21 protein-coding genes are annotated in these 21,195 nt (G+C 29.2%); 19 read left to right on the top strand and 2 right to left on the bottom strand.

What is annotated here, in order from left to right:
* From OXH55_RS09275 to OXH55_RS09265, 3 genes are all read left to right on the top strand, one after another.
* On the top strand, window positions 1–1,251 hold a 1,251-nt coding region (locus OXH55_RS09275), incomplete at its 5' end, for a PTS sugar transporter subunit IIABC (protein WP_268049635.1).
* 157 nt (window positions 1,252–1,408) lie between these two features.
* Complete coding sequence (locus OXH55_RS09270) at window positions 1,409–1,681, top strand: acylphosphatase (RefSeq protein WP_268049634.1); 273 nt, start codon at window positions 1,409–1,411, stop codon at window positions 1,679–1,681.
* A 33-nt stretch (window positions 1,682–1,714) separates the two neighbouring features.
* Entirely contained in the window at window positions 1,715–2,110 is a 396-nt protein-coding gene (locus OXH55_RS09265) for a PPC domain-containing DNA-binding protein (protein ID WP_268049633.1), read from the top strand.
* Window positions 2,111–2,155: 45 nt separating this feature from the next.
* Here OXH55_RS09265 and OXH55_RS09260 read toward each other — a convergent pair whose 3' ends face one another.
* Window positions 2,156–2,992, bottom strand: coding sequence for a PHP domain-containing protein (locus OXH55_RS09260; protein WP_268049632.1), 837 nt, complete (start codon window positions 2,990–2,992; stop codon window positions 2,156–2,158).
* 179 nt (window positions 2,993–3,171) lie between these two features.
* On the opposite strand from OXH55_RS09260, the gene OXH55_RS09255 reads away from it, so the two are divergent.
* The 16 genes from OXH55_RS09255 (at window position 3,172) to OXH55_RS09180 (ending at window position 20,550) form a co-directional block, all read left to right on the top strand.
* Window positions 3,172–3,744: an anthranilate synthase component II gene (locus OXH55_RS09255; RefSeq protein ID WP_268049631.1), complete on the top strand. Its 573-nt coding sequence runs from the start codon at window positions 3,172–3,174 to the stop codon at window positions 3,742–3,744.
* Window positions 3,744–5,105 carry an aminodeoxychorismate synthase component I gene (pabB, locus tag OXH55_RS09250; RefSeq protein ID WP_268049658.1) on the top strand — a complete coding sequence of 454 codons (1,362 nt, stop codon included), beginning with the start codon at window positions 3,744–3,746 and terminating at the stop codon, window positions 5,103–5,105. Before OXH55_RS09255 ends, pabB begins: the two co-directional genes overlap by 1 nt.
* A 23-nt stretch (window positions 5,106–5,128) precedes the next feature.
* Complete coding sequence (locus OXH55_RS09245; protein WP_268049630.1) at window positions 5,129–5,878, top strand: aminotransferase class IV; 750 nt, start codon at window positions 5,129–5,131, stop codon at window positions 5,876–5,878.
* A 128-nt stretch (window positions 5,879–6,006) separates the two neighbouring features.
* Window positions 6,007–6,507, top strand: a complete 501-nt coding sequence (locus tag OXH55_RS09240; RefSeq protein WP_268049629.1) for an HD domain-containing protein — start codon at window positions 6,007–6,009, stop codon at window positions 6,505–6,507.
* A 25-nt stretch (window positions 6,508–6,532) separates the two neighbouring features.
* A complete protein-coding gene (folP, locus tag OXH55_RS09235; protein ID WP_268049628.1) occupies window positions 6,533–7,354 on the top strand; it encodes a dihydropteroate synthase in 822 nt (273 codons plus the stop codon).
* Between the two features lie 23 nt (window positions 7,355–7,377).
* Window positions 7,378–8,205 (top strand): 2-amino-4-hydroxy-6-hydroxymethyldihydropteridine diphosphokinase, encoded by an 828-nt coding sequence (gene folK / locus OXH55_RS09230; protein ID WP_268049627.1) that lies wholly within the window; start codon window positions 7,378–7,380, stop codon window positions 8,203–8,205.
* The gene (locus OXH55_RS09225) at window positions 8,189–9,094 is read left to right on the top strand and encodes a DMT family transporter (RefSeq protein ID WP_268049626.1); all 906 of its coding nucleotides are present in this window, start codon (window positions 8,189–8,191) and stop codon (window positions 9,092–9,094) included. Before folK ends, OXH55_RS09225 begins: the two co-directional genes overlap by 17 nt.
* Window positions 9,095–9,345: 251 nt before the next feature.
* Entirely contained in the window at window positions 9,346–10,284 is a 939-nt protein-coding gene (locus tag OXH55_RS09220) for a carbohydrate ABC transporter permease (RefSeq protein WP_268049625.1), read from the top strand.
* Window positions 10,284–11,108, top strand: a complete 825-nt coding sequence (locus tag OXH55_RS09215; RefSeq protein ID WP_268049624.1) for a carbohydrate ABC transporter permease — start codon at window positions 10,284–10,286, stop codon at window positions 11,106–11,108. The genes OXH55_RS09220 and OXH55_RS09215 overlap by 1 nt, the downstream gene beginning before the upstream one ends.
* Window positions 11,109–11,186: 78 nt before the next feature.
* Window positions 11,187–12,572 (top strand): ABC transporter substrate-binding protein, encoded by a 1,386-nt coding sequence (locus OXH55_RS09210; RefSeq protein ID WP_268049623.1) that lies wholly within the window; start codon window positions 11,187–11,189, stop codon window positions 12,570–12,572.
* Between the two features lie 106 nt (window positions 12,573–12,678).
* A complete protein-coding gene (locus OXH55_RS09205; RefSeq protein ID WP_268049622.1) occupies window positions 12,679–13,413 on the top strand; it encodes a glycerophosphodiester phosphodiesterase in 735 nt (244 codons plus the stop codon).
* A 260-nt stretch (window positions 13,414–13,673) separates the two neighbouring features.
* Entirely contained in the window at window positions 13,674–14,237 is a 564-nt protein-coding gene (locus OXH55_RS09200) for a biotin transporter BioY (protein WP_268049621.1), read from the top strand.
* Window positions 14,238–14,263: 26 nt separating this feature from the next.
* Complete coding sequence (gene bioB / locus OXH55_RS09195; protein WP_268049620.1) at window positions 14,264–15,244, top strand: biotin synthase BioB; 981 nt, start codon at window positions 14,264–14,266, stop codon at window positions 15,242–15,244.
* A 51-nt stretch (window positions 15,245–15,295) separates the two neighbouring features.
* A complete protein-coding gene (gene bioD, locus OXH55_RS09190; protein WP_268049619.1) occupies window positions 15,296–16,012 on the top strand; it encodes a dethiobiotin synthase in 717 nt (238 codons plus the stop codon).
* A gap of 21 nt (window positions 16,013–16,033) precedes the next feature.
* Complete coding sequence (gene bioA, locus OXH55_RS09185; RefSeq protein WP_268049657.1) at window positions 16,034–17,383, top strand: adenosylmethionine--8-amino-7-oxononanoate transaminase; 1,350 nt, start codon at window positions 16,034–16,036, stop codon at window positions 17,381–17,383.
* A gap of 239 nt (window positions 17,384–17,622) precedes the next feature.
* Window positions 17,623–20,550, top strand: coding sequence for an insulinase family protein (locus tag OXH55_RS09180; protein WP_268049618.1), 2,928 nt, complete (start codon window positions 17,623–17,625; stop codon window positions 20,548–20,550).
* A gap of 49 nt (window positions 20,551–20,599) precedes the next feature.
* Here OXH55_RS09180 and OXH55_RS09175 read toward each other — a convergent pair whose 3' ends face one another.
* A complete protein-coding gene (locus OXH55_RS09175) occupies window positions 20,600–21,082 on the bottom strand; it encodes a DUF4883 family protein (RefSeq protein ID WP_268049617.1) in 483 nt (160 codons plus the stop codon).
* Window positions 21,083–21,195: the final 113 nt, after the last annotated feature.

The following is a 21,195-nucleotide window of genomic DNA, read 5'->3' as shown; positions in this document are numbered from 1 at the left end:
TTTGCTCAATTAAAGGATGGAGTACCATTTACAGCAGGAACATTTATGACTGGTAAATTCCCATTCATGATGTTTGGACTTCCAGCAGCAGCATTAGCAATGTATCATGAAGCAAAACCTGAAAAGAAAACTCTTGCAGCAGGTATCTTAGCATCAGCAGCATTAACTTCTTTCTTAACAGGTATTACAGAACCAATTGAGTTTTCATTCTTATTCGTAGCACCAGTGTTATTCGGAATTCACTGTATCTTTGCAGGATTATCATTTATGACAATGCACATTTTAAATATTAAAATAGGTATGACATTCTCAGGTGGAGTTATTGACTATATACTATTTGGTGTAATGCCAAACCGTACATCATGGTGGTTAGTAATCCCTGTAGGATTAGTATTAGCAGTAGTTTATTACTTCGGATTCCGTTTTGCAATCAGAAAGTGGAATCTTAAGACTCCAGGTCGTGAAGATGAAGAAACTTCAACAGTAACTAGCAACGTTAAAGGTGCAGAACTTGCTGTAGGAGTATTAAAAGCACTAGGTGGAAAAGAAAATATTGCTAAATTAGATGCATGTATAACTCGTCTTCGTGTAAGTGTAAATGATATTAAAAATGTAGATAAACAAGAACTTAAGAGATTGGGTGCTTCAGGTGTTATGGAAATAGGAAATAATATACAAGCTATTTATGGACCAAAATCAGATCAATTAAAGGAACAAATCAAAGATGTTATGGCTGGAAAGGTTCCAACTGCAGAAATAGTAGAACCAACAAAGCAAACCGCTGTTACATTAGAAAAGAACGATACATTTGTTGCTCCAATAGATGGAAAAATATTAGAATTATCAGATGTTCCAGATCAAGTTTTCTCTCAAAAAATGATGGGAGATGGATTTGCAATTGAACCAGCAAATGGTGAAATTGTATCACCTGTAAACGGAACAATAACAATGTTATTCCCAACAAAACATGCTGTTGGAATAACTGCAGATAATGGACTTGAATTATTAGTTCACTTTGGAATAGATACAGTAGAACTTAAGGGCGAAGGTTTTGAAGCTTTAGTAGAACAAGATGCTAAAGTTAAAGCTGGACAACCGATTTTAAAAGTTAACTTAGATGAAGTAAAAGGTAAAGTTCCATCAGTTATTACTCCAGTTATATTCACTAACTTAACTGAAGAACAAAAATTATCAGTTAAATTTGGAAAACAAGTTAAACGTGGAGAAGAAGGATTTGTAACTATAAAATAGATAATAATTAGAATATGTAAAGAGCATCTGTAACTAAAAAGGTTTCAGGTGCTCTTTTTATATTCTTAGGCTTAGTATGATATGTTAAAATATAACGTATAATAATTAAATTATAACAAATTCTTATATGTATGCTATAGGGAAAGGAGTTATAACATTGATTAGATATTTTATTATAGTATTTGGAAGAGTTCAAGGAGTAGGCTTTAGATTTTTTGTAAATTATACAGCAGTGAATTTTAATCTAACAGGTTGGGTTCGTAATTGCGATAATGGTACGGTACAGATGGAGGTTCAAGGGAAAGAAGAAGAGATTAGAAATTTTATTGAAAAGATAAAAAAAGGAAATGGTTTTATTAGGGTAGAAGATATATCTATGAAAAAAATTGATGTTATGAAAGATGAGAAATCTTTTAAAGTTAAGTATTAAAAAATGAGAAAACTAATAACTGGAGGAATAAATGTGAAAACCTATTCTATAAGATTAATAAGAGGACAGGATTTAAAAGAAGAGTTAATTAATTTTACAAGAGAAAATAATATCAAGGCAGGTTGTATATTAACTTGTGTTGGATGTGTTACTAGAGCAACTCTTAGGATGGCTAATGCATCACTTATAAAAGATTTTGAAAACAATTATGAGATAGTTTCTTTGGTAGGTACTTTGTGCAAAGATGGTGTGCACTTACATATTTCGTTATCTGATAAAGACGGAAAGGTAATTGGAGGACATATGAAAGAAAATTGTTTAGTTGGAACTACAGCTGAGATTATCATTGGAGAGTTAGAGAACGTTAATTTTACAAGAGAATTTGATGAGCAGACAGGGTATGATGAACTTAATATTTCGAAACAATAGTAGATAACTTAAAATGACTATTTTTGTAAAATAAAAAGGTACTTTTTAGTACCTTTGAAGTGCATTTAAAAATTTTTTTAGTTCTTCACCTTCTAACACAGAATCACCTATATATCCGTGCTTTTCATCAGTTTTGTCTAATCCATGATAGTCAGAGCCAGCAGTTATAATCTTGCTGTATTTTCTGCAAATATCTCTAAAATAATTTTCCTCAGAAGGTTTGTTTAGTGGATAAACTCCTTCAATTCCGTCAAAAGAATATTTCATAAGGTCTTCTACCTTGGATTTATTAATAAGAGTAGGATGACCTAAAGATATAAAAGCATTCACAGATTTAAGTATATTTATACCTTCTGTTATACTTATATTTTTATTAGGGACATAAGCGGGGCTGTCGTTTCCTATGATATTGTCAAAAATGTAGTTCCAATCATAATTGTAGCCAGCTTCTATTATTGCTTTTGCAATATGAGGCCTTGCAACAACTCCTTTGTTTTTCTTTAATATTTTTTCATAATCAATAGATATATTAAAGAACTTTTTTAAATTATGTACTATTTTTTCTCCTCTTTTTATACGGTGTTCTTGAAGTTCATTTAAATACTTTTGAAAGGTAGAAGATTTATAGCTATTTTCTTTAAAGTATCCTAATAAATGAATGCTTTCACCATTGTGCCGTGTGGTTAATTCTATACCAGGGATAACCTTTATTCCTATTTCTTTTCCTGTCTTCAAAGCTTCCTCAAGACCGTTAGTATTATCATGGTCTGTTATAGCTATTATATCTAAGTCTTCTTTTTTTGCTAACTTTACTAGTTCACATGGAGATAGTTTTCCATCGGATGCAGTGGTGTGATTGTGAAAATCACCTTTTTTACTCATAGTTTTTCACCTCTATTTTAATAAGAATTTGTTTTAGTATCAAATTTATTAATTAATTATAAACATAAATCTATATTTAAGAAAAGGTTTTTGGTGAGTTTTGATATGTACCCCATAAAAAGCTTTTGATATAATAGAACTAATTTTTAAAATGAATATTATTTTAAAGGGGGCGTTTTATGTTTTTAATGATAGATAATTATGATTCCTTTGTATATAACCTTGTACGGTATTTTAATGAACTTGAAGAAGAGATTAAAGTATATAGAAACGATAAAATTATAATAGAGGATATAGAAAAAATGAAAGTAGAGGGAATAATAATTTCACCAGGTCCTAAAGCTCCTAAAGATGCAGGAATATCAATAGATATTATAAACAACTTTAAAGGGAAAATTCCTATTTTAGGGATATGTCTTGGACATCAAACTATAGGATATACTTTTGGAGGGAGAATAGTAAAAGGCGAAAGACCTATGCATGGAAAGATATCTAAGGTATGCCATAAGGGAGAAGGGGTATTTAAAAATATAAAAAATCCTTTAAAGGTTACTCGATACCATTCTTTGGTTGTAGAGAGAGAGAGCCTTCCTTCTTGTTTGGATATAACTTGCCATACAGAAGAAGGTGTTATTATGGGATTGAGACATAGAGAATATGATATAGAAGGAGTTCAATTTCATCCAGAGGCAGAACTTACAGAGTTTGGACATGAAATTCTTAAAAACTTTATAGAGAGGTGCAAAAGATGATAAATCCTTTAATAGAAGAAGTTAATACGGAACTTGATGCCTTTAGTATATATTCTATATTTAAAGATAGATATGAAAGCATATTTTTAGACAGCGGCATGGATAGAGAAAGACTTGGGAAATATTCTTTTATCGCATTGAATCCTTTTATAACCTTCAAATCTAAAAATAATGTATGTTTTTTAAATAGAGAACAATACGAAGGTGATACCTTTGAAGAATTAAAAAAGATTATAAAGAAGTATAAGTTTAACAATAATACTAAATTTCCTTTTATAGCAGGAGGTATAGGATACTTCTCTTATGATTTAGGTAGGAGTATAGAAAAACTTCCAGAGATATCAGAGGAAGATGTGGATATACCTGATTGTTATTTTAATTTTTATGACAATATTATTGTAATAGATCACGTTAACAATAAAACTTATGTAACTGCATTAGGAATTTTAGAAGAGCAAAAAGAAAGTATAAGCCATATAAAAAATAAAATCTGCAAAGGAAAAAAAGTACAATATCAAAAACATAAAAAAAATAAGCTTCCATTCCAATCTAACTTTACTAAAAAGGAGTATATAAAAACTATAGATAGAGTTAGAGAATATATAAAGAATGGAGATATATACATAACTAATTTAACTCAAAGGTTTACTTGTGACATAGAAAAAGACCCTTATGATGTTTATAGGACTTTAAGAAATATAAATCCAGCTCCTTTTGCTGCATACATGAAGTTTGAGGGTTTTAGCATAGTATCTTCATCTCCAGAAAGATTTTTAAAAATAAAAGATGGAGTTGTAGAAACAAGACCGATAAAAGGAACTAGACCTAGAGGGAAAAATGAAGAAGAGGATTTGAATAATAGACAGGAGCTTCTAAATAGCGAGAAAGACAAATCAGAGCTTTTGATGATTGTTGATTTAGAGAGAAATGATTTAAGTAGGGTATGCAGACCAAACTCTGTTAAGGTAACAGAGCTTTTTGAGCTAGAACAATACAGTACAGTATATCATTTAGTTTCAACGATAAAAGGAGAACTGAGAGATGAATGTACTTCAATAGATTGTATCAAAGCATGTTTTCCAGGAGGATCTATAACGGGTGCGCCTAAAATCCGTTCTATGGAAATAATTGATGAACTAGAGAAGGTAAGAAGAAATATATATACGGGCTGTATAGGATATATAGGCTTTGATGATAATGTGGATTTGAATATAGTCATAAGAACTATTTTGATGAAAGATAATAAGGCTTATTTAGGAGTAGGTGGAGGAATAACCTGGGAATCAGATTCAGAGGCAGAATATGAGGAAACTCTAGATAAAGCTAGAGCTTTATTTAGAAGTTTAGAGAGTACAGTTTAGTATTTATTAAAAGAGGTGTTTTTGTGATAGTTGTTAATGGTGAAATAAGGGAAGATGATAAAATTCAGTTGGATAGTGGATTTTTTTTTGGTAAAGGATTATTTGAGACTATTTTAGTTAAAGATAAACCTATTTTTATTAAAGAGCATTTGGAAAGATTAAATGAAGGGCTTTTAAAATTGGGAATAGAAATAGAGATTTCACAAGAATATTTCCTAGAAAATATTAAAAAACTAAATTGCAAAAACTGTGGTGTTAAAATAGCTGTAAGTGAAAAAAACATAATTTTTACTAAGAGAAAAATAGCATATAAGACTGAAGATTATATTAAGGGTTTTAATGTGAAAACGAGTAAGCTTACAAGAAACCCTAATTCTCATATGAGTTATTTAAAATCCTTTAATTATACAGATAATATAATTGAAAGAGAAATAGCTTTAAAACAAGGTTATAATGAGGTTCTCTTTTTAAATAATTATGGATATTTAAGTGAGGGAAGTATTTCAAATATATTTTGGGTTAAAGAAAAGATGCTATATACTCCTTCAATAGAATGTGGACTGCTTCCTGGAGTTATGAGAAGGTGGATTGTAGATAATTTTAATGTTGTAGAAGGAAAGTTCAGTTTAGATCATTTGATAAATTCTGATGGTGCTTTTTTAACTAATAGTTTAATGGGGATTATGAACATAAATAGAGTAGATAAAAACATTTTAGAAAAAAGTGATATAATAGAGGATATTAGATTAAGATATGAAGATTATATACAATAGTTTAGAGTAGTAGGTAAGAATAGGGGCGATATTTATGATGTATGAAGGTTATCAAAAACTAAGCATATGTATTTTAAGATTTGCATAAATAAATTATATGTAAATTATTGAAAAAGAGAGGTAGTTTAATGGAGCTTGAAAGAGTAAATAAAATTTTACATCATGAAAAATTTAAAGAATATATGAAGAAAATAACTAAACATGAGAGAAAAAGAGAATTTTGTAAGCATGATATACAGCATTTTTTAGATGCGGCAAGAATTGCTTATATTTTAAATTTAGAGAAAAATTTAGGAATAAATAAAGAAATTATTTATGCTGTTGGATTGCTACATGATATAGGAAGATGGAGACAGTATGAAGACGGTACTCCTCATAATATTGCAAGTTCAGATTTAAGTGAACGAATTTTAATTGATAGTGGTTTTACAGAAGGAGAAAGAAAAGAAATAAGGAAAGCTATATTAGGTCATAGAAAAAAGGATAAGGATAAGAGTATAGAAGAAGAGGACTCTTTGAGAAGTATATTTTATAAAGCTGATAAGCTATCAAGAAACTGTTTTAACTGCAGAAGTAAAAAAAAATGCAATTGGCCGGATGAAAAGAAAAATTTAGATATATACTACTAAGATGTAACATAAGGAGGAAATAGTGATGAAAATAGGAAACAAGGAATTTAAAATAGGAGAAAGAACCTATGTTATGGGGATACTTAATGTTACTCCTGATTCCTTTTCTGACGGAGGAAAATTTAATAATATAGAAACAGCTGTAGCACATGCAAAGGAAATGATAAAAGAAGGTGTCGATATTATAGACATTGGAGGAGAATCTACAAGACCAGGGCATGAAGAAATTTCTGTTGAAGAAGAAATAAATAGGGTAGTTCCTGTAATAGAAGCTTTAGCCAAAGAAATTGAAATTCCTATATCTATCGATACATGTAAAGCAGAGGTTGCAAGGAGAGCTGTAGAAGCAGGGGCAAGTCTTATAAATGATGTTTGGGGATTTAAGAAGGAAAAAGAAATAGCAAAGGTAGCCGCAAAATATGGAGTGCCTTGCTGTCTTATGCACAATAGAAAAGATAAAAATTACAATAATATAATTGAAGATATGATAGAGGATTTAAAGAAAAGTATTGATATAGCTTTAGAGGCTGGAGTAAAAAAAGAAAATATAATACTTGATCCAGGTATAGGATTTGCAAAAACTTATACAGATAATTTAAAGGTTATGAAAGAACTTGAAAAATTGAAGGTATTAGAGTATCCTATTCTTCTAGGGACATCTAGAAAATCAATGATTGGTCTTACTTTAGATTTACCAACCGATGAAAGAGTTGAAGGAACTATTGCAACTACTGTAATAGGTATAATGAAAGGCTGTGATTTTGTTCGTGTCCATGATGTTAAGGAGAATAAGAGAGCTTGCATTATGACCGATGCAATCTTTAAAAATGAATATAAAACAAGATAAGAAGAGACAGGGGAAGTGGTTTTTTGGATAAGATGTACATAAGAGATTTAGAGATTTATGGATTTCACGGAGTTTATGAAGAAGAAAAAAAAATGGGACAAAGATTTTTAATTTCTGCTGAATTGTTTATAGATTTAAGTGCTGCTGGGAAAAATGATGATTTAACTAAGACAGTACATTATGGTCAGCTTTGTTGTGAGCTTGAAGATGAATTTAAAAAGGAAAAGTATGGCTTAATTGAAAAAGCAGCAGAGGAGCTTGCAAAATATATTCTTCTAAATTATGATTTAGTTCAAAGAGTTAAGCTTATGGTTAAAAAACCTTGGGCACCTATAGGAAAGCCTATAAAGTATGCCGCTGTTGAAGTTGATAGAAGTTGGCATAAAGCTTATATAGGAGTAGGATCTAATTTAGGAAATAAAGAGGAGAATATAAAAGGAGCTATTGAAAGAATAAATCTTTCAGGACTAACTAAGGTTATCAAAGTAGCAGATATGTATGAAACAAAACCTGTAGGATATATTGAACAGGATGATTTCCTTAATACAGTTTTAGAGATAAAAACCTTATTAGACCCTAGAGAACTGATAAATATATTATTAGGGGTTGAAAAAGATTTAAAGAGAGAGAGAATAATAAAGTGGGGTCCTAGAACTATAGACTTAGATATTCTTTTGTATGATGATATAGTAACTAATTTTGAAGAAGCTATTATACCACATCCAAGAATGCATGAGAGAATGTTTGTATTAAAGCCACTTTCGGATTTAGCTCCTTATTTAATGCATCCTGTACTAAATAAAAGAATTTATCAGTTGGTGGAGGATATGAAAAATGAAATACATAGATAAGAAAAAAAGTATTATGGCAGATATGGCATTGCTTTTAGTAGCTATTGTATGGGGAGGTGGATTTGTAGCCACAAAAGATGCGTTAAATAATGTTCCTCCCTTTTATATAACAGCAATGAGGTTTATGATTGCCACTTTATTATTATGCATAGTATTTTGGAAAAAAATAAGATTAATAACTAAAAATGATATTAAAGCAGGAAGTGTGGTTGGTATATTTTTGTTTGGTGGTTTTGCAACTCAAACTGTAGGACTTCAATATACAACTCCAGGAAAACAGGCATTTATAACGGCAACATATGTTGTTATTGTACCATTTTTAGCTTGGATAATTAACAAAAAACGACCAGATATATATTCAATAATAGCAGCTTTCCTAACATTGATAGGTATAGGAATGTTAAGCTTGCAAAATAGTTTACATATAGGCTTAGGTGATAGCCTTACACTTTTATGTGCTGTTTTTTTTGCAGTTCAAATAGTGGCAATAGGGTTTTATACAGAAGATGTAGATCCTGTAATTCTTACCATAGTCCAACTAGCAGTATGTGGACTTCTTTCAGCTATATGTGGTTTTATTTTTGAGCCTTTTCCTAAGCAAATAGGAACTCAAAGTATCATGTCTATTTTATATTTAGGACTGTTTAGCACTATGCTAGGGATAATAGTTCAGAACGTAGCTCAAAAATATACTTCTGAAACTCATGCTGCTATAATTCTTTCCTTGGAATCACTTTTTGGCTGTATATTATCTGTAATTTTATTAGGTGAATTATTTACAACAAAAATGATTTTGGGATGCATATTTATATTTATAGCTGTAATAACTTCTGAAACTAAGTGGGAATTTTTAAAACCTAAACAAAAGAAAAATAGTACTGCTGCATAGTAGATTTATTTTAAATTATCTAAATGAATTAAATTAATTTAACGTCTAAAAGTGACCTTATAATACTTTTGAATTATTATAAGGTCACTTTTATTTTTAAGAAAAATTTTACAATAAATTCCATGGAAAATTATTGTAAAAAAATATGATATATGGTATGTTTGAAATATGAAATACATATATCTATTAAGAAAAATACTTATTAAACTTAATATTTTAATATAAATATCAAAATGATAGGAGGAGAAATAATGAATAAAGGACAGGCTTTTAAAAATAACCTAAGAGTAAATAAGAAAAAACAGCAGCAAATAAAATTTGAAACTTCATCAAAATCATTTATCAGCATTATAGAACCATATTTGTATATTTTACCAGCTATGATTATTTTTGCACTATTTATTTTTTATCCTTTTATGAAAACGATATACTTAAGTTTAAATGCAACAGATTCCCAAGGAACGGTAAGTAGTTTTATAGGATTGAATAACTATATAAATCTTTTTAAATTACATTCTTTTCAAAATAGCATAATTGTTACGTTAAAATTTGCTGTTTTTACTGTATTTCCAGCTATGATTATAGGATTTATTGTTGGAATTCTTGCTAATGTAAAACTTAAAGGTATAGGTATATTTAGAACAATATATGCACTTCCAATGGCAATTTCTTCTGCTTCAGCAGCGGTAATATGGATGTTTCTTTTTCATCCTAGTATAGGTATCATTAATTATTTTTTAAAAACAAATATAGGATGGCTTACTGATACAAAGTGGGGATTAACGGCAGTTGCAATAGTTACTATTTGGATGAATATAGGTATAAATTTTATATTTATCATAGCAGCTTTACAAGGAGTTCCTAGAGATTTATATGAAAGTTCTGCCATAGATGGAGCAGGAATTTTTAGTAAGCACTTACATATTACAATTCCATGCATATCTCCAACTTTATTTTTCTTATTAGTAATAAATATAATAAATACTTTTCAGGCATTTGGACAAATAAACATAATGACTTCAGGTGGACCAGGAGAATCAACAAATGTTCTTGTACATTCAATATACAGAGAAGCATTTTTTAATAACAGATTTGGAGTTGCAAGTGCTGAATCTATAATTCTTTTCTTAATATTGTTAGTACTTACACTACTTCAATTTAAATTTGGTGAAAGAAAGGTGAATTATTAATGGGAAAAAAGAATACATCAAAGATTATTATATATGTTTTAAATATCATAATTTCACTTTTGATTTTAGGACCTATCATATATACCTTATGTGTAAGTATAATGTCACCAGAACAAATTTTTGAATATCCACCTAAAATTATACCTAGAAAGTTATTTATGGAAAATTATAAGGAAGCGCTAGAAACTGCTCCAATATTAAAGTTTATATTAAATAGTTTAATAATGTCTGTATCAATAACTGTAGGACAAGTAATAACAGGCATACTTGCCGCTTATGCATTTGCTTTTATGAATTTTAAGGGAAAAAAAGTTTTGTTTATAATCATACTATCAACACTTATGATACCGGGACAAGCGGTAATTATAGCTAATTACTTAACTATAAGTTCATTAGGATTATTAGATACATTTAGGGCACTGATTTTGCCATATTTAACATCAGCGCTTGCAATATTTCTTTTTAGACAATTTTTTTTAACTTTGCCTAAGGAACTATATGAAGCAGCTATTTTAGATGGTTGTGGGAATTTTAGATTCTTAATTAATGTTGTTATACCTCTTTCTAAACCAGCAATAGGTTCTTTGGGTATATATTCTTTTCTACAAGCGTGGAATATGTACATGTGGCCATTGCTTACCACAAATTGTGACAACATGAGGACAGTACAAATAGGAATGGGCATGCTTCAAGATGTTGATGCACAAGCTTTTGGTCCTTTAATGGCGGGTATTATTATGATAATTATACCTTCAATATTAGCTTTCGTTTTAGGGCAAAAACAACTGATTGAAGGATTAACATCTGGATCTGTAAAGAGTTAATAGTTTTTAGAGAACTAAAAAGCATATTAAAATTTTAGATTTTAATAAATATTTTATAGACAAAGGGAGGAGTATATTATGAAATTAAAGAAAATTCTTTCAATTCTGCTAGCAAGTTCAATGATTTTTTCATTAGCAGCATGTGGAAAGAATACTGCACAGTCATCAGGTAATACTGGAGACAAGTCAAAAGAAACAGCTTCTAACAATAAGGTTATTGAACTTAAATTTTGGCATTCAATGGGAGGGGTAAATGGAAAAGCAGTAAAAACTATGACAGATAATTTTAATAATACTCATAAAAATATTCATGTTACAGCACAGTATCAAGGAAAGTATGATGATACTTTAACAAAATTCAAGACTGCTATGCAGGGAAAAGCTGGTCCAGATATTTGCCAAGTATATGATATTGGAACAAGATTTATGATAGATAGTGGTTGGGTAGTACCAATGCAAAACTTTATTGATAATGATAAGGAGTTCGATGCTTCTCAGTTAGAACCTAATCTTTTAGGATATTATTCTGTTAACAATAAATTGTATTCAATGCCGTTTAATTCATCTACTCCTATACTTTACTATAATAAAACTGCTTTTAAAGAAGTAGGACTTGATCCAAACAAACCACCTAAAACTTTTAAAGAAATTGAAGAATATAGTAAAAAATTAGTAAAAAAGGATGGAGATAAAGTATCTCAATATGGATTTGCAATGTGTGTATATGGGTGGTTCTTTGAACAATTATTAGCAAAACAAGGAGCATTCTATGGAAATAATGAAAATGGAAGAAAAGATAAAGTTACTCAAGTTGAATGGGATAATAATGGAACAGCATTAAATATATTGAAAGAATGGAAGAAACTTATTGATTCTGGCAGTGCAGGTAATTTTGGTAGAAAAACAGACGATACTAAAAATGCTTTTACAGCAGGCAGAACGGCGATGATACTTGAATCAACAGCTTGTTTAGGCGGATTTATTAAAGGGGTTGGAGATAGATTTGAAATTGGTACAGCATATCTTCCAAATTTAACAGAGACAGATAAAGGTGGAGTTGTAATCGGGGGAGGCTCTCTTTGGGCAATTGACAATGGTTCAGATGAGAAACAGAAAGCAACTTGGGAATTTATTAAATTTATATCGTCACCTGAACAGCAAGTATATTGGAATAGTCAAAGTGGATATTTTCCTATAACAAAAAAAGCTTATGATATTCCTGAAATGAATGAACATTTGAAACAATATCCACAATTTAAAACAGCTATAGACCAATTACATGATACTCCAGTAAATCCTTGTACGCAAGGTGCTTTACTAGGCGTATTTTCAGAGGCAAGACAGACTATTGAAATGAATATTGAAAAGATGATTCAGGGAAATCAAACTTCAGAAGAAGCAGTACAAAATGCAGCAAATAAAATTAATGATGCTATTAAAAATTACAATGAGAATAATAAATAAGGTTAGAAATTATAAAATTTTATAATTTCTTAAAGAATATAAAAGGATACTAAAAAGTATTTTTAGTATCCTTTTATAAAAAACAGGTTTAATAGGAGGAACATATATGAATAAAATATTAAATATAGCACATAGAGGATTTAGTGGTGTTTTCCCAGAGAATACCATGATAGCCTTTAAAAAAGCTATAGAAGTAGGATGTGATGGGATTGAGACAGATGTACAGCTGACAAAAGATGATATTCTGGTATTATGTCATGATGAAAAAATAGATAGAACTACAGAGGGAATAGGATTAATTTGTGAGTATACTTATAAGGAACTCTGTCAATTAGATGCAGGAATAAAAAAAGGACAAGAATTTAAGGGAGAAAGAATACCTAGACTAGATGAGCTTTTAGATTATGTTAAAGATAAGAACATACTTATAAATTTAGAATTAAAAAATAGTATAATATATTATGAATATCTTGAAGAAAAGGTTTTAAAAGAAATATATAAATATAAGCTTTGTGACAATGTAATAATTTCTTCTTTTAATCACCATTCTATAAAAAAATGTAGGGAACTTGATAAAAATGTAAAGGTAGGGGTTTTATGTGGTAGTAATTTATATCATCCTGAAAGATATGCTAAGTCTTTAGAATTTGAAATTAATGCAATTCATCCAAGTTTTAATTGTTTGAATGCTGAAGTTGTACAAGCAGCACATACTAGTAATTTCAAAGTAAATACTTATACTGTAAATCAAAAGAAGGAATTTAAGCGTATGTGTAAAATAGGTGTAGATGGAATTATTACAAATTATCCAAATAAGTTAAAAGAATTTTTGAATAGATGAAGACAAAGAATTATTAACTTCTATACATATCAAAGTATTTTTAAGATAGTATAGAAGTTTTTTTATTACCTAAAACTTAGAAGTAGTTTACATAGAAAATTTATTGATTAATTTAATGATAGAAAAATTATACATTTTTAATTGTAAACTTTACTTTCGATTTGAGTTGACAATTGAAAATAATGTATATACAATAGAATTACAATGAATATTTATTGAGAGGAGAAAACATTATAATGAAAGTGAGAGCGAAAGAGAATATGAAAACAAGAGATATGATTTTAATTTCTATGTTTGCAGCATTAACAGCAGCAGGTGCTTTTATAAAAATACCAACCCCTTTAGTTCCATTTACACTACAATTTGTATTTTGTGCTTATGCGGGTATTTTTTTAGGAGCTAAACATGGTTTATATTCACAAATTTTGTATGTAGGTATTGGATTAATTGGTATTCCTATTTTTGCACATGGAGGTGGGATAACTTATATATTTCAACCTACCTTTGGATACTTAATTGGTTTTATAATAGGTGCATTTGTAATTGGAAAGTTAACTGAAGGTTTAAAAGAAATTAAAGTGTGGAGAATATTAGGAGCGGTTTTATCTGGACTATTTTTTGTATATTTCTTTGGAGTATCTTATTTATATATGATTGTAAATCTTTATATAGGTAAAGCAATGACAATAAAAGGTGCTATTGCTGCTGGATTCCTTCCATATATCACTTCAGATTTTATTCTCAGCATATTAGTTGCACTTACTGCGGTACACGTAATACCAGCACTTAGAAAATCAGGATTAGCAAAAGTGATAACAGAATAGAAAAAAGTTAAAGAAGGGAATTCATAATGAAGGAGTTTATTATAAATATAAAAGAAAAAATTTTAAATGGTGGAAGTATAGAGTTTGAAGAGGCTTTAAAAATTATAAATATTGATGGAAATGATAGTGAAACTTTAGGAGTTTTATTTGAAGGAGCAAACCAAATCAGAAAAAGGTTTTTAGGGAATAAAGTAGATTTATGTACAATCATAAATGGTAAATCAGGACGATGTTCGGAAGATTGTAAGTATTGTGCTCAATCAGCTCATTATAACACTGGAGTAAAGGAATATAAGCTTCTAAAATATGAGGAAATATTAGATAGAGCTTTAGAGGTTCAGGGGCAAGGGGCACATAGATTTTCTATAGTTACTAGTGGTAAAGGAATTAGTAGTGAAGAGGAATTGGATAAATTAGTTGAAATATATTCAAGACTTAGAAAAGACACTACTTTGAATTTATGTGCTTCTCATGGAATAGTTTCGTATGAACAACTAAAGAGATTAAGAGAAGCAGGAGTTAGCATGTATCACCATAACATAGAAACAAGCAGTAGTAATTATTCCAATATATGTACAACTCATACTTATGAAGACAGAATAAAGACAGTGAAAAATGTACAAAAATCTGGTATGGATATTTGCTGTGGCGGAATAATTGGTATGGGTGAAAGTGCTGAGGATAGAGTGAAAATGGCTTTTGAAATAAAAGAATTAGGTATAAAGTCAGTTCCTATTAATGTACTAACTCCAATAAAAGGAACACCATGTGAAAATATAGAAATTTTGTTACCTTTACAAATTTTAAAGACAATGTCTGTGTTTAGATATATAATTCCAGATGCTTATATAAGATATGCTGGGGGAAGAATGGCACTTAAAGATAAACAAGCTTTGGGATTCAGAGCTGGAGTAAATGCAGCATTAGTTGGGAATTATTTAACATCAATAGGAAGTAAGATAGAAGACGATAAAGAAATGATAAGTTGTTTAGGATTAGAAATATAAAATAGTAAGTTTTTGATAAAGAATACATGCACTATTTAATGGAGTGAAGATATGAGTAAAGGAATATTTATAATAGGAACAGATACAGATGTAGGAAAAACTTTTGTTACAGCTGGAATAACATATGTTTTAAGAAAAAACGGATTTAATGCATGTAGCTACAAAGCAGTACAGAGTGGAGGAGTTTATGAAGGTACAAATTTAGTATCTGGAGATGTTAAATTCGTAAAGGATATAACAGATATAGAGGAAGCGTATGAAGTGATGAACTCGTATTGTCTTAAAACAGAAGTATCTCCACATATAGCATCAGAAATAGAAAATGTTAAAATTCATAAAAAAATATTATTTGATGGATATAAAAAATTGAAAGAAAAATATGATTTTATAATAGCTGAAGGAAGTGGAGGAGCAGTAGTTCCTTTAATAAGAAATAATTACTATATATATAATCTTATTAAAGATTTGGACATACCTACAGTTATTGTGGCAAGAGCAGGAGTAGGTACAATAAATCATACTGTCTTAACAGTGGAGTTTTTAAAAAGTAAAGGAATAGATATAAAAGGTATAATAATCAACGGTTATGAAGGTACTTTTTATGAAGATGATAATATAAGAGTAATTAAAGATATTACGGGATTAGATATAATTTCTGTTATTAACAAGGTAAAAGCAAAAGAGTATGAAAATCTTATTGAAAAATCAAGAGAAGAATATGAAAAGAATATAACCATTGAAAATATAAAAAAGGTATTTGAAGATTAGGGGGAGAATAATTTGAGCAATATGAAAGAACTTCAAGAAAAAGATTTAAAATACATATGGCATCCCTGTTCTCAAATGAAGGATTATGAAAACTTTCCACCAATAGTTATTAAAAAAGGAGAAGGTGTATTTCTCGAGGATATGAATGGAAAAAAATATTTAGATGCAGTATCTTCTTGGTGGGTAAATTTATTTGGGCATTCAAATAAAAGAATAAATGATGCGATATATAGACAAGCTAACAAACTGGAACATGTTATTTTTGCTAATTTTTCTCATGAAGCTGGAATAGAACTAGCTGAGAGAATTATAAAGGTGGTACCAAAGGGGCTAAGTAAGATATTTTTTGGTGATAATGGATCTTCAGCTATTGAAATTGCATTAAAATTGAGCTTTCAGTATCATCAACAAGTAGGGAAGAAAAAGAAAAGAAAGTTTGTAGCTCTGACTGATGCATATCATGGAGAAACATTAGGTGCACTTTCTGTAGGCGGAGTAGATTTATATAACCAGATCTATAAGCCGCTGCTTTTAGATGTAATAAGAGTAGATGGACCAGATTGTTTTAGGTGTAAATATAATCAAAATAGAGAGAATTGTAGTGGAGAATGTTTTGAGTCTATGGAAAAGGTAGTTAAGGAAAAACATGAAGAAATAACCGCTATAATAATAGAGCCTATGATTCAATGTGCAGCAGGTATGAAAATTTATTCACCACAATATCTTAAGAAGCTTAGAGTATTATGTGATAAATATGATATAAATTTTATAGCAGATGAGGTAGCTGTAGGTTTTGGAAGAACAGGAAAGATGTTTGGATGTAATCATGCAGAAGTTTCACCGGATATAATGTGTACTTCAAAAGGTCTTACTGCAGGATATATGCCTCTATCCCTTTGTTTGATGACAGATAGAATTTATGATGCTTTTTATGATGATTACAATACTATGAAAGCTTTTTTACATAGTCATAGCTATTCTGGAAATGCACTAGGATGTGCTGTTGCTGTGGAAACTCTTAAGATTTTTGAAGAAGAAGATATTCTTCAAAAGAATTTAGAAAAATCTAAGCTTTTAAAAGAAAAAATTGAAAATGCTATAAAAGATATTCCTTATGTAGGCGAATACAGACAAATAGGAATGGTTGGGGCTATAGAACTGGTTAAAGATAAAGAAACGAAAGAAGCTTTTGATTGGAAGGAAAGAGTAGGATATCAAATTTACAAGATAGCTTTAGAAAAAGGTGTTTTACTAAGACCACTTGGAAATATTGTTTATTTTATGCCTCCTTATGTTATAAAAGAAGAGGAAATGGAGCGTATGGTAAATATAGCTAAAGAGTCTATCCTAGAATATTTCAGCAGAAAATAAAAACAGAATTTTACTTAAATAATACAATAAAGAGAATTTTTTCTTACTTAGAAAAGATTCTCTTTTGTTATATAGTTGCAATTGTCTAAGTATATATGTATAAATATATTTTCTACGATAGATTACAGATTTACGAATTAAAAATTAAAAAAAGGTGAATTTTATATATAGGAGTATATTATTCACAGTAAGTTTTGGTAGAATATATAATATATACATATAGTAGAGGAGGAACTTAAATGAAATTTGAACTTAATAAAGTATATCATGGTTTTAAACTAATGGAAGAATATGAAGTTAAAGAAATAAATTCTAAAGCTAGAGTTTTTGTACATGAAAAAAGTGGAGCAAAACTTTTAAACCTACAAAATGATGATGATAACAAGGTTTTTGCAATAGGATTTAGAACACCTCCAAGTGACAGTACTGGAGTACCTCATATATTGGAGCATTCTGTTCTTTGTGGTTCAAGAAAATTTCCAATAAAAGACCCTTTTGTAGAGCTTGCTAAAGGTTCTTTAAATACTTTTTTAAATGCAATGACTTATTCAGATAAAACTTTATATCCAGTTGCAAGCAAGAATGAAAAGGACTTTTTTAACTTGATGGATGTTTATTTAGATGCTGCACTTCATCCTAATATATATAAATATCCTGAAATATTGATGCAGGAAGGTTGGCATTATGAAATTAACAATAAAAATGATGAAATTACTTATAAGGGAGTAGTTTATAACGAAATGAAAGGAGCTTTTTCATCTCCAGATGATGTGCTTTATAGGAAAATACAAGAATCTCTATTCCCAGATACTACTTATGGAGTAGAATCTGGTGGAGATCCTGTTGAAATACCAAATCTTACTTATGACCAATTTATAGATTTCCATAAAAAATATTATCATCCATCTAATAGCTATATTTATTTATATGGAGATGGAGATTTGGAAAAGCAGCTTAAGTTTATAAGTGAAGAATATTTAAATGAATTTGATAAGGCTAATATAGATTCTCATATAGAAGTGCAAAAACCTTTTAATAAGATTAAAGAAATTGTAGCTGAATATCCAGTATCACCAAATGATGATGGAAAAGATAAAGCCTTTTTAAGTTTGAATTTTGTAATAGGTGAATGTACAGATCCAGAGGTTTATTTAGCTTTTCAAATATTAGAATATTTACTTTTAGAAACACCAGCAGCACCACTTAAAAAAGCGCTTATAGAGTCTGGACTAGGCAAGGATGTATATGGTTTCTATGACAATAGTATACTTCAACCAGTATTCAGTATTATAGTAAAAAATTCAAATGCAGATAAGAAGGAAAGTTTTAAGAAGATTGTTTTTGATACTTTAAGTGAACTTGTTACAAATGGAATAGATAAAAAATTAGTTGAGGCGTGCATAAATATAAAAGAATTTAGATTAAGAGAGGGAGATACAAGAACTTATCCTAAAGGATTATTATATTATACTAAAGCTTTAAATAGCTGGCTTCATGATAAAAATCCTTTAATACATTTAGAGTATGAGAAAACTTTAGAAAAAATAAAGAGTGCTTTGGAAACAGATTATTTTGAAAAGCTTATAGAAAAACATTTACTCAATACTAAACACAGCAGTGTACTTGTTTTGAACCCTAAACCTGGTATGGCAGAAGAAAAGACTGAAGCTGTAAGAAAGAAATTAAGCGATTATAAAAAATCTCTTTCTGAAGAAGAGCTAGATAAATTAGTTAAAGATACTTTAGCTTTAAAAGAAAGACAAGTAAGTGGAGAGAAGCAAGAGGACTTAGAAAAAGTACCATTACTTTCCTTAGAAGATATTGATCCTAAGACTGAGGAACTTTCGTTAGAAGAAAGAGAAATTTGCGGAAATAAAATGCTTTTTAATCCTATGTTTACTAATAAAATAGCTTATTTGAGATTTATTTTTGATACTAGAGTGGTGGAAGAAGAGTTAATACAATACATTGGACTTTTATCTGCTGTTATGGGGAAAGTAGATACTGAAAATTACACATATATGGACTTGGCAAATGAAATAAATATTTATACTGGTGGAATAGTATATAGTCCAACGACCTATATTTTAAACAATACTGCAGGAGAATATACCCCTAAATTTTTAATAAAATCAAAAGCTTTAGTAGATAAACTTCCTAAGCTGTCTGAAATTTTAGAAGAAATTATTCTTAGAACCAAATTTGATGATAAAAAGAGATTAAAAGAGATAATTCAAGAATTAAAATCACGTTTAGAAATGGCTATTTTTGATGCTGGGCATGTAGTTGCAGCACATAGACTATTCTCTTATTTTTCACCTGTTGGACAATATGAAGAGATTACATCAGGATTAAAGTTCTATAAATTTGTTGAAAACTTAGAGAAAAATTTTGATTCAAAAGCTGATGAGATTATTTCTAACCTAGAAAAGATATCTAAAGAAATATTTAATAAAAATAATTTAATAATAAGTGCTGCTGTTGAAGAAGAAGATTATAAGGAAATTGAGAAAAATATATGTCCTTTAGTAAATAAGTTAGGAAATGAAAAATTAGAATATAAACAGTATAATTTTGAGCTTAAAGCATGTAATGAGGGATTAATGACTCAAGGAGACGTACAATATGTTGTAAAGGGATGCAATTATAGAAAATTAGGATATGAGTATAAGGGAAGTCTTCAAGTTCTAAAAACTATTGCAAGCTTAGATTATTTATGGAACAATGTGCGTGTTTTGGGAGGAGCATATGGTGCTTTTGCTTCCTTTGGAAGAAGTGGAAATATGTTCTTTGGTTCATATCGTGACCCTAATTTAAAAGAAACATTAGAAGTATATAAGAATTTGGAAAACTATTTAAGAAACTTTGAGGCTGATAAGAGACAAATGACTAAGTATATCATTGGAACCATAAGTAACTTAGATACTCCATTAACTCCATCTATGAAGGCAGATAAAGCAGCATCTTGCTATTTCAGTAATATTACAAAAGAAGATATACAAAAGGAAAGAGATGAAGTTTTAAATGCTTCTAGAGAAGAGATAAAAGGTTTTGCAGACATGATAAGTGATGCAATGAAGGAAGAGTATTTATGTGTTGTTGGAAATGAAGCAAAGCTTAGAGAAAATGAAGATGTATTTTATAATCTTATAGATGTATTTAATTAATTAAGATAAAAGAAAGGTAGTATACAGGTTTAATGTATACTACCTTTCTTTAGTCAAATTTAGGTGTTTTGTTGAAAGCATGTTTGCTGAGATTATATAAATTATATCTAAGAGGTATCTCAGTCATAGTTATGTAGTCCATAGTAAATTCACCATCCCAAGGTTGAATTGATATATATTCATTGGAATATATATTTATAACGTATTTTTCGTTTGTTTTGTAAAATGTAAGGAATATTTTATATAGAGGTTTTTTAGGTAAAGATATAGGTTTCTGTATAAAATTAGGTTTCCTAAGTTCACTTAAAAAACTTTTTATAATGATTATATCTTCAGAAGAAAGATCTTCGGTTTTATAAAAGTTTGTATCTAATACTAGAGCATCATATTTATTACATAATGAAATATTTTTTGCTAGTAAATTTGTATAATAAAAATTTGAAGGTTTTTTCCTGTTTAAATACATTTTACCACTTGCAAATATTGAACCTATTAATAGTAATATTAATAGTATTAAACTACCTTTTTTCAAATCTATAGCACCTCATTTTTATTGATATATAAATAAAAATATGTTTTAAAAGAAATCTTTAGTACAAAAGTACACTACAAATTTAAGGAAGTTGCATATATTTAAAATGTAGT

Source organism: Clostridium ganghwense, from assembly GCF_026735165.1.
GTDB lineage: Bacteria > Bacillota > Clostridia > Clostridiales > Clostridiaceae > Clostridium_H > Clostridium_H ganghwense.
The sequence above is the reverse complement of the archived record's forward strand: the minus strand, read 5'-3'. Positions and strand labels throughout refer to the sequence as shown.

Bases quoted from the DNA above. Each gene is read 5' to 3' on its own strand.
- folP (WP_268049628.1), top strand. From the start codon at position 6,533: ATGAAAATAGGAAACAAGGAATTTAAAATAGGAGAAAGAACCTATGTT.
- OXH55_RS09210 (WP_268049623.1), top strand. From the start codon at position 11,187: ATGAAATTAAAGAAAATTCTTTCAATTCTGCTAGCAAGTTCAATGATT.
- OXH55_RS09255 (WP_268049631.1), top strand. From the start codon at position 3,172: ATGTTTTTAATGATAGATAATTATGATTCCTTTGTATATAACCTTGTA.
- OXH55_RS09180 (WP_268049618.1), top strand. From the start codon at position 17,623: ATGAAATTTGAACTTAATAAAGTATATCATGGTTTTAAACTAATGGAA.
- OXH55_RS09220 (WP_268049625.1), top strand. From the start codon at position 9,346: ATGAATAAAGGACAGGCTTTTAAAAATAACCTAAGAGTAAATAAGAAA.
- OXH55_RS09240 (WP_268049629.1), top strand. From the start codon at position 6,007: ATGGAGCTTGAAAGAGTAAATAAAATTTTACATCATGAAAAATTTAAA.
- OXH55_RS09205 (WP_268049622.1), top strand. From the start codon at position 12,679: ATGAATAAAATATTAAATATAGCACATAGAGGATTTAGTGGTGTTTTC.
- OXH55_RS09260 (WP_268049632.1), bottom strand. From the start codon at position 2,992: ATGAGTAAAAAAGGTGATTTTCACAATCACACCACTGCATCCGATGGA.
- bioB (WP_268049620.1), top strand. From the start codon at position 14,264: ATGAAGGAGTTTATTATAAATATAAAAGAAAAAATTTTAAATGGTGGA.
- bioA (WP_268049657.1), top strand. From the start codon at position 16,034: ATGAAAGAACTTCAAGAAAAAGATTTAAAATACATATGGCATCCCTGT.
- OXH55_RS09200 (WP_268049621.1), top strand. From the start codon at position 13,674: ATGAAAACAAGAGATATGATTTTAATTTCTATGTTTGCAGCATTAACA.
- OXH55_RS09215 (WP_268049624.1), top strand. From the start codon at position 10,284: ATGGGAAAAAAGAATACATCAAAGATTATTATATATGTTTTAAATATC.
- bioD (WP_268049619.1), top strand. From the start codon at position 15,296: ATGAGTAAAGGAATATTTATAATAGGAACAGATACAGATGTAGGAAAA.
- OXH55_RS09225 (WP_268049626.1), top strand. From the start codon at position 8,189: ATGAAATACATAGATAAGAAAAAAAGTATTATGGCAGATATGGCATTG.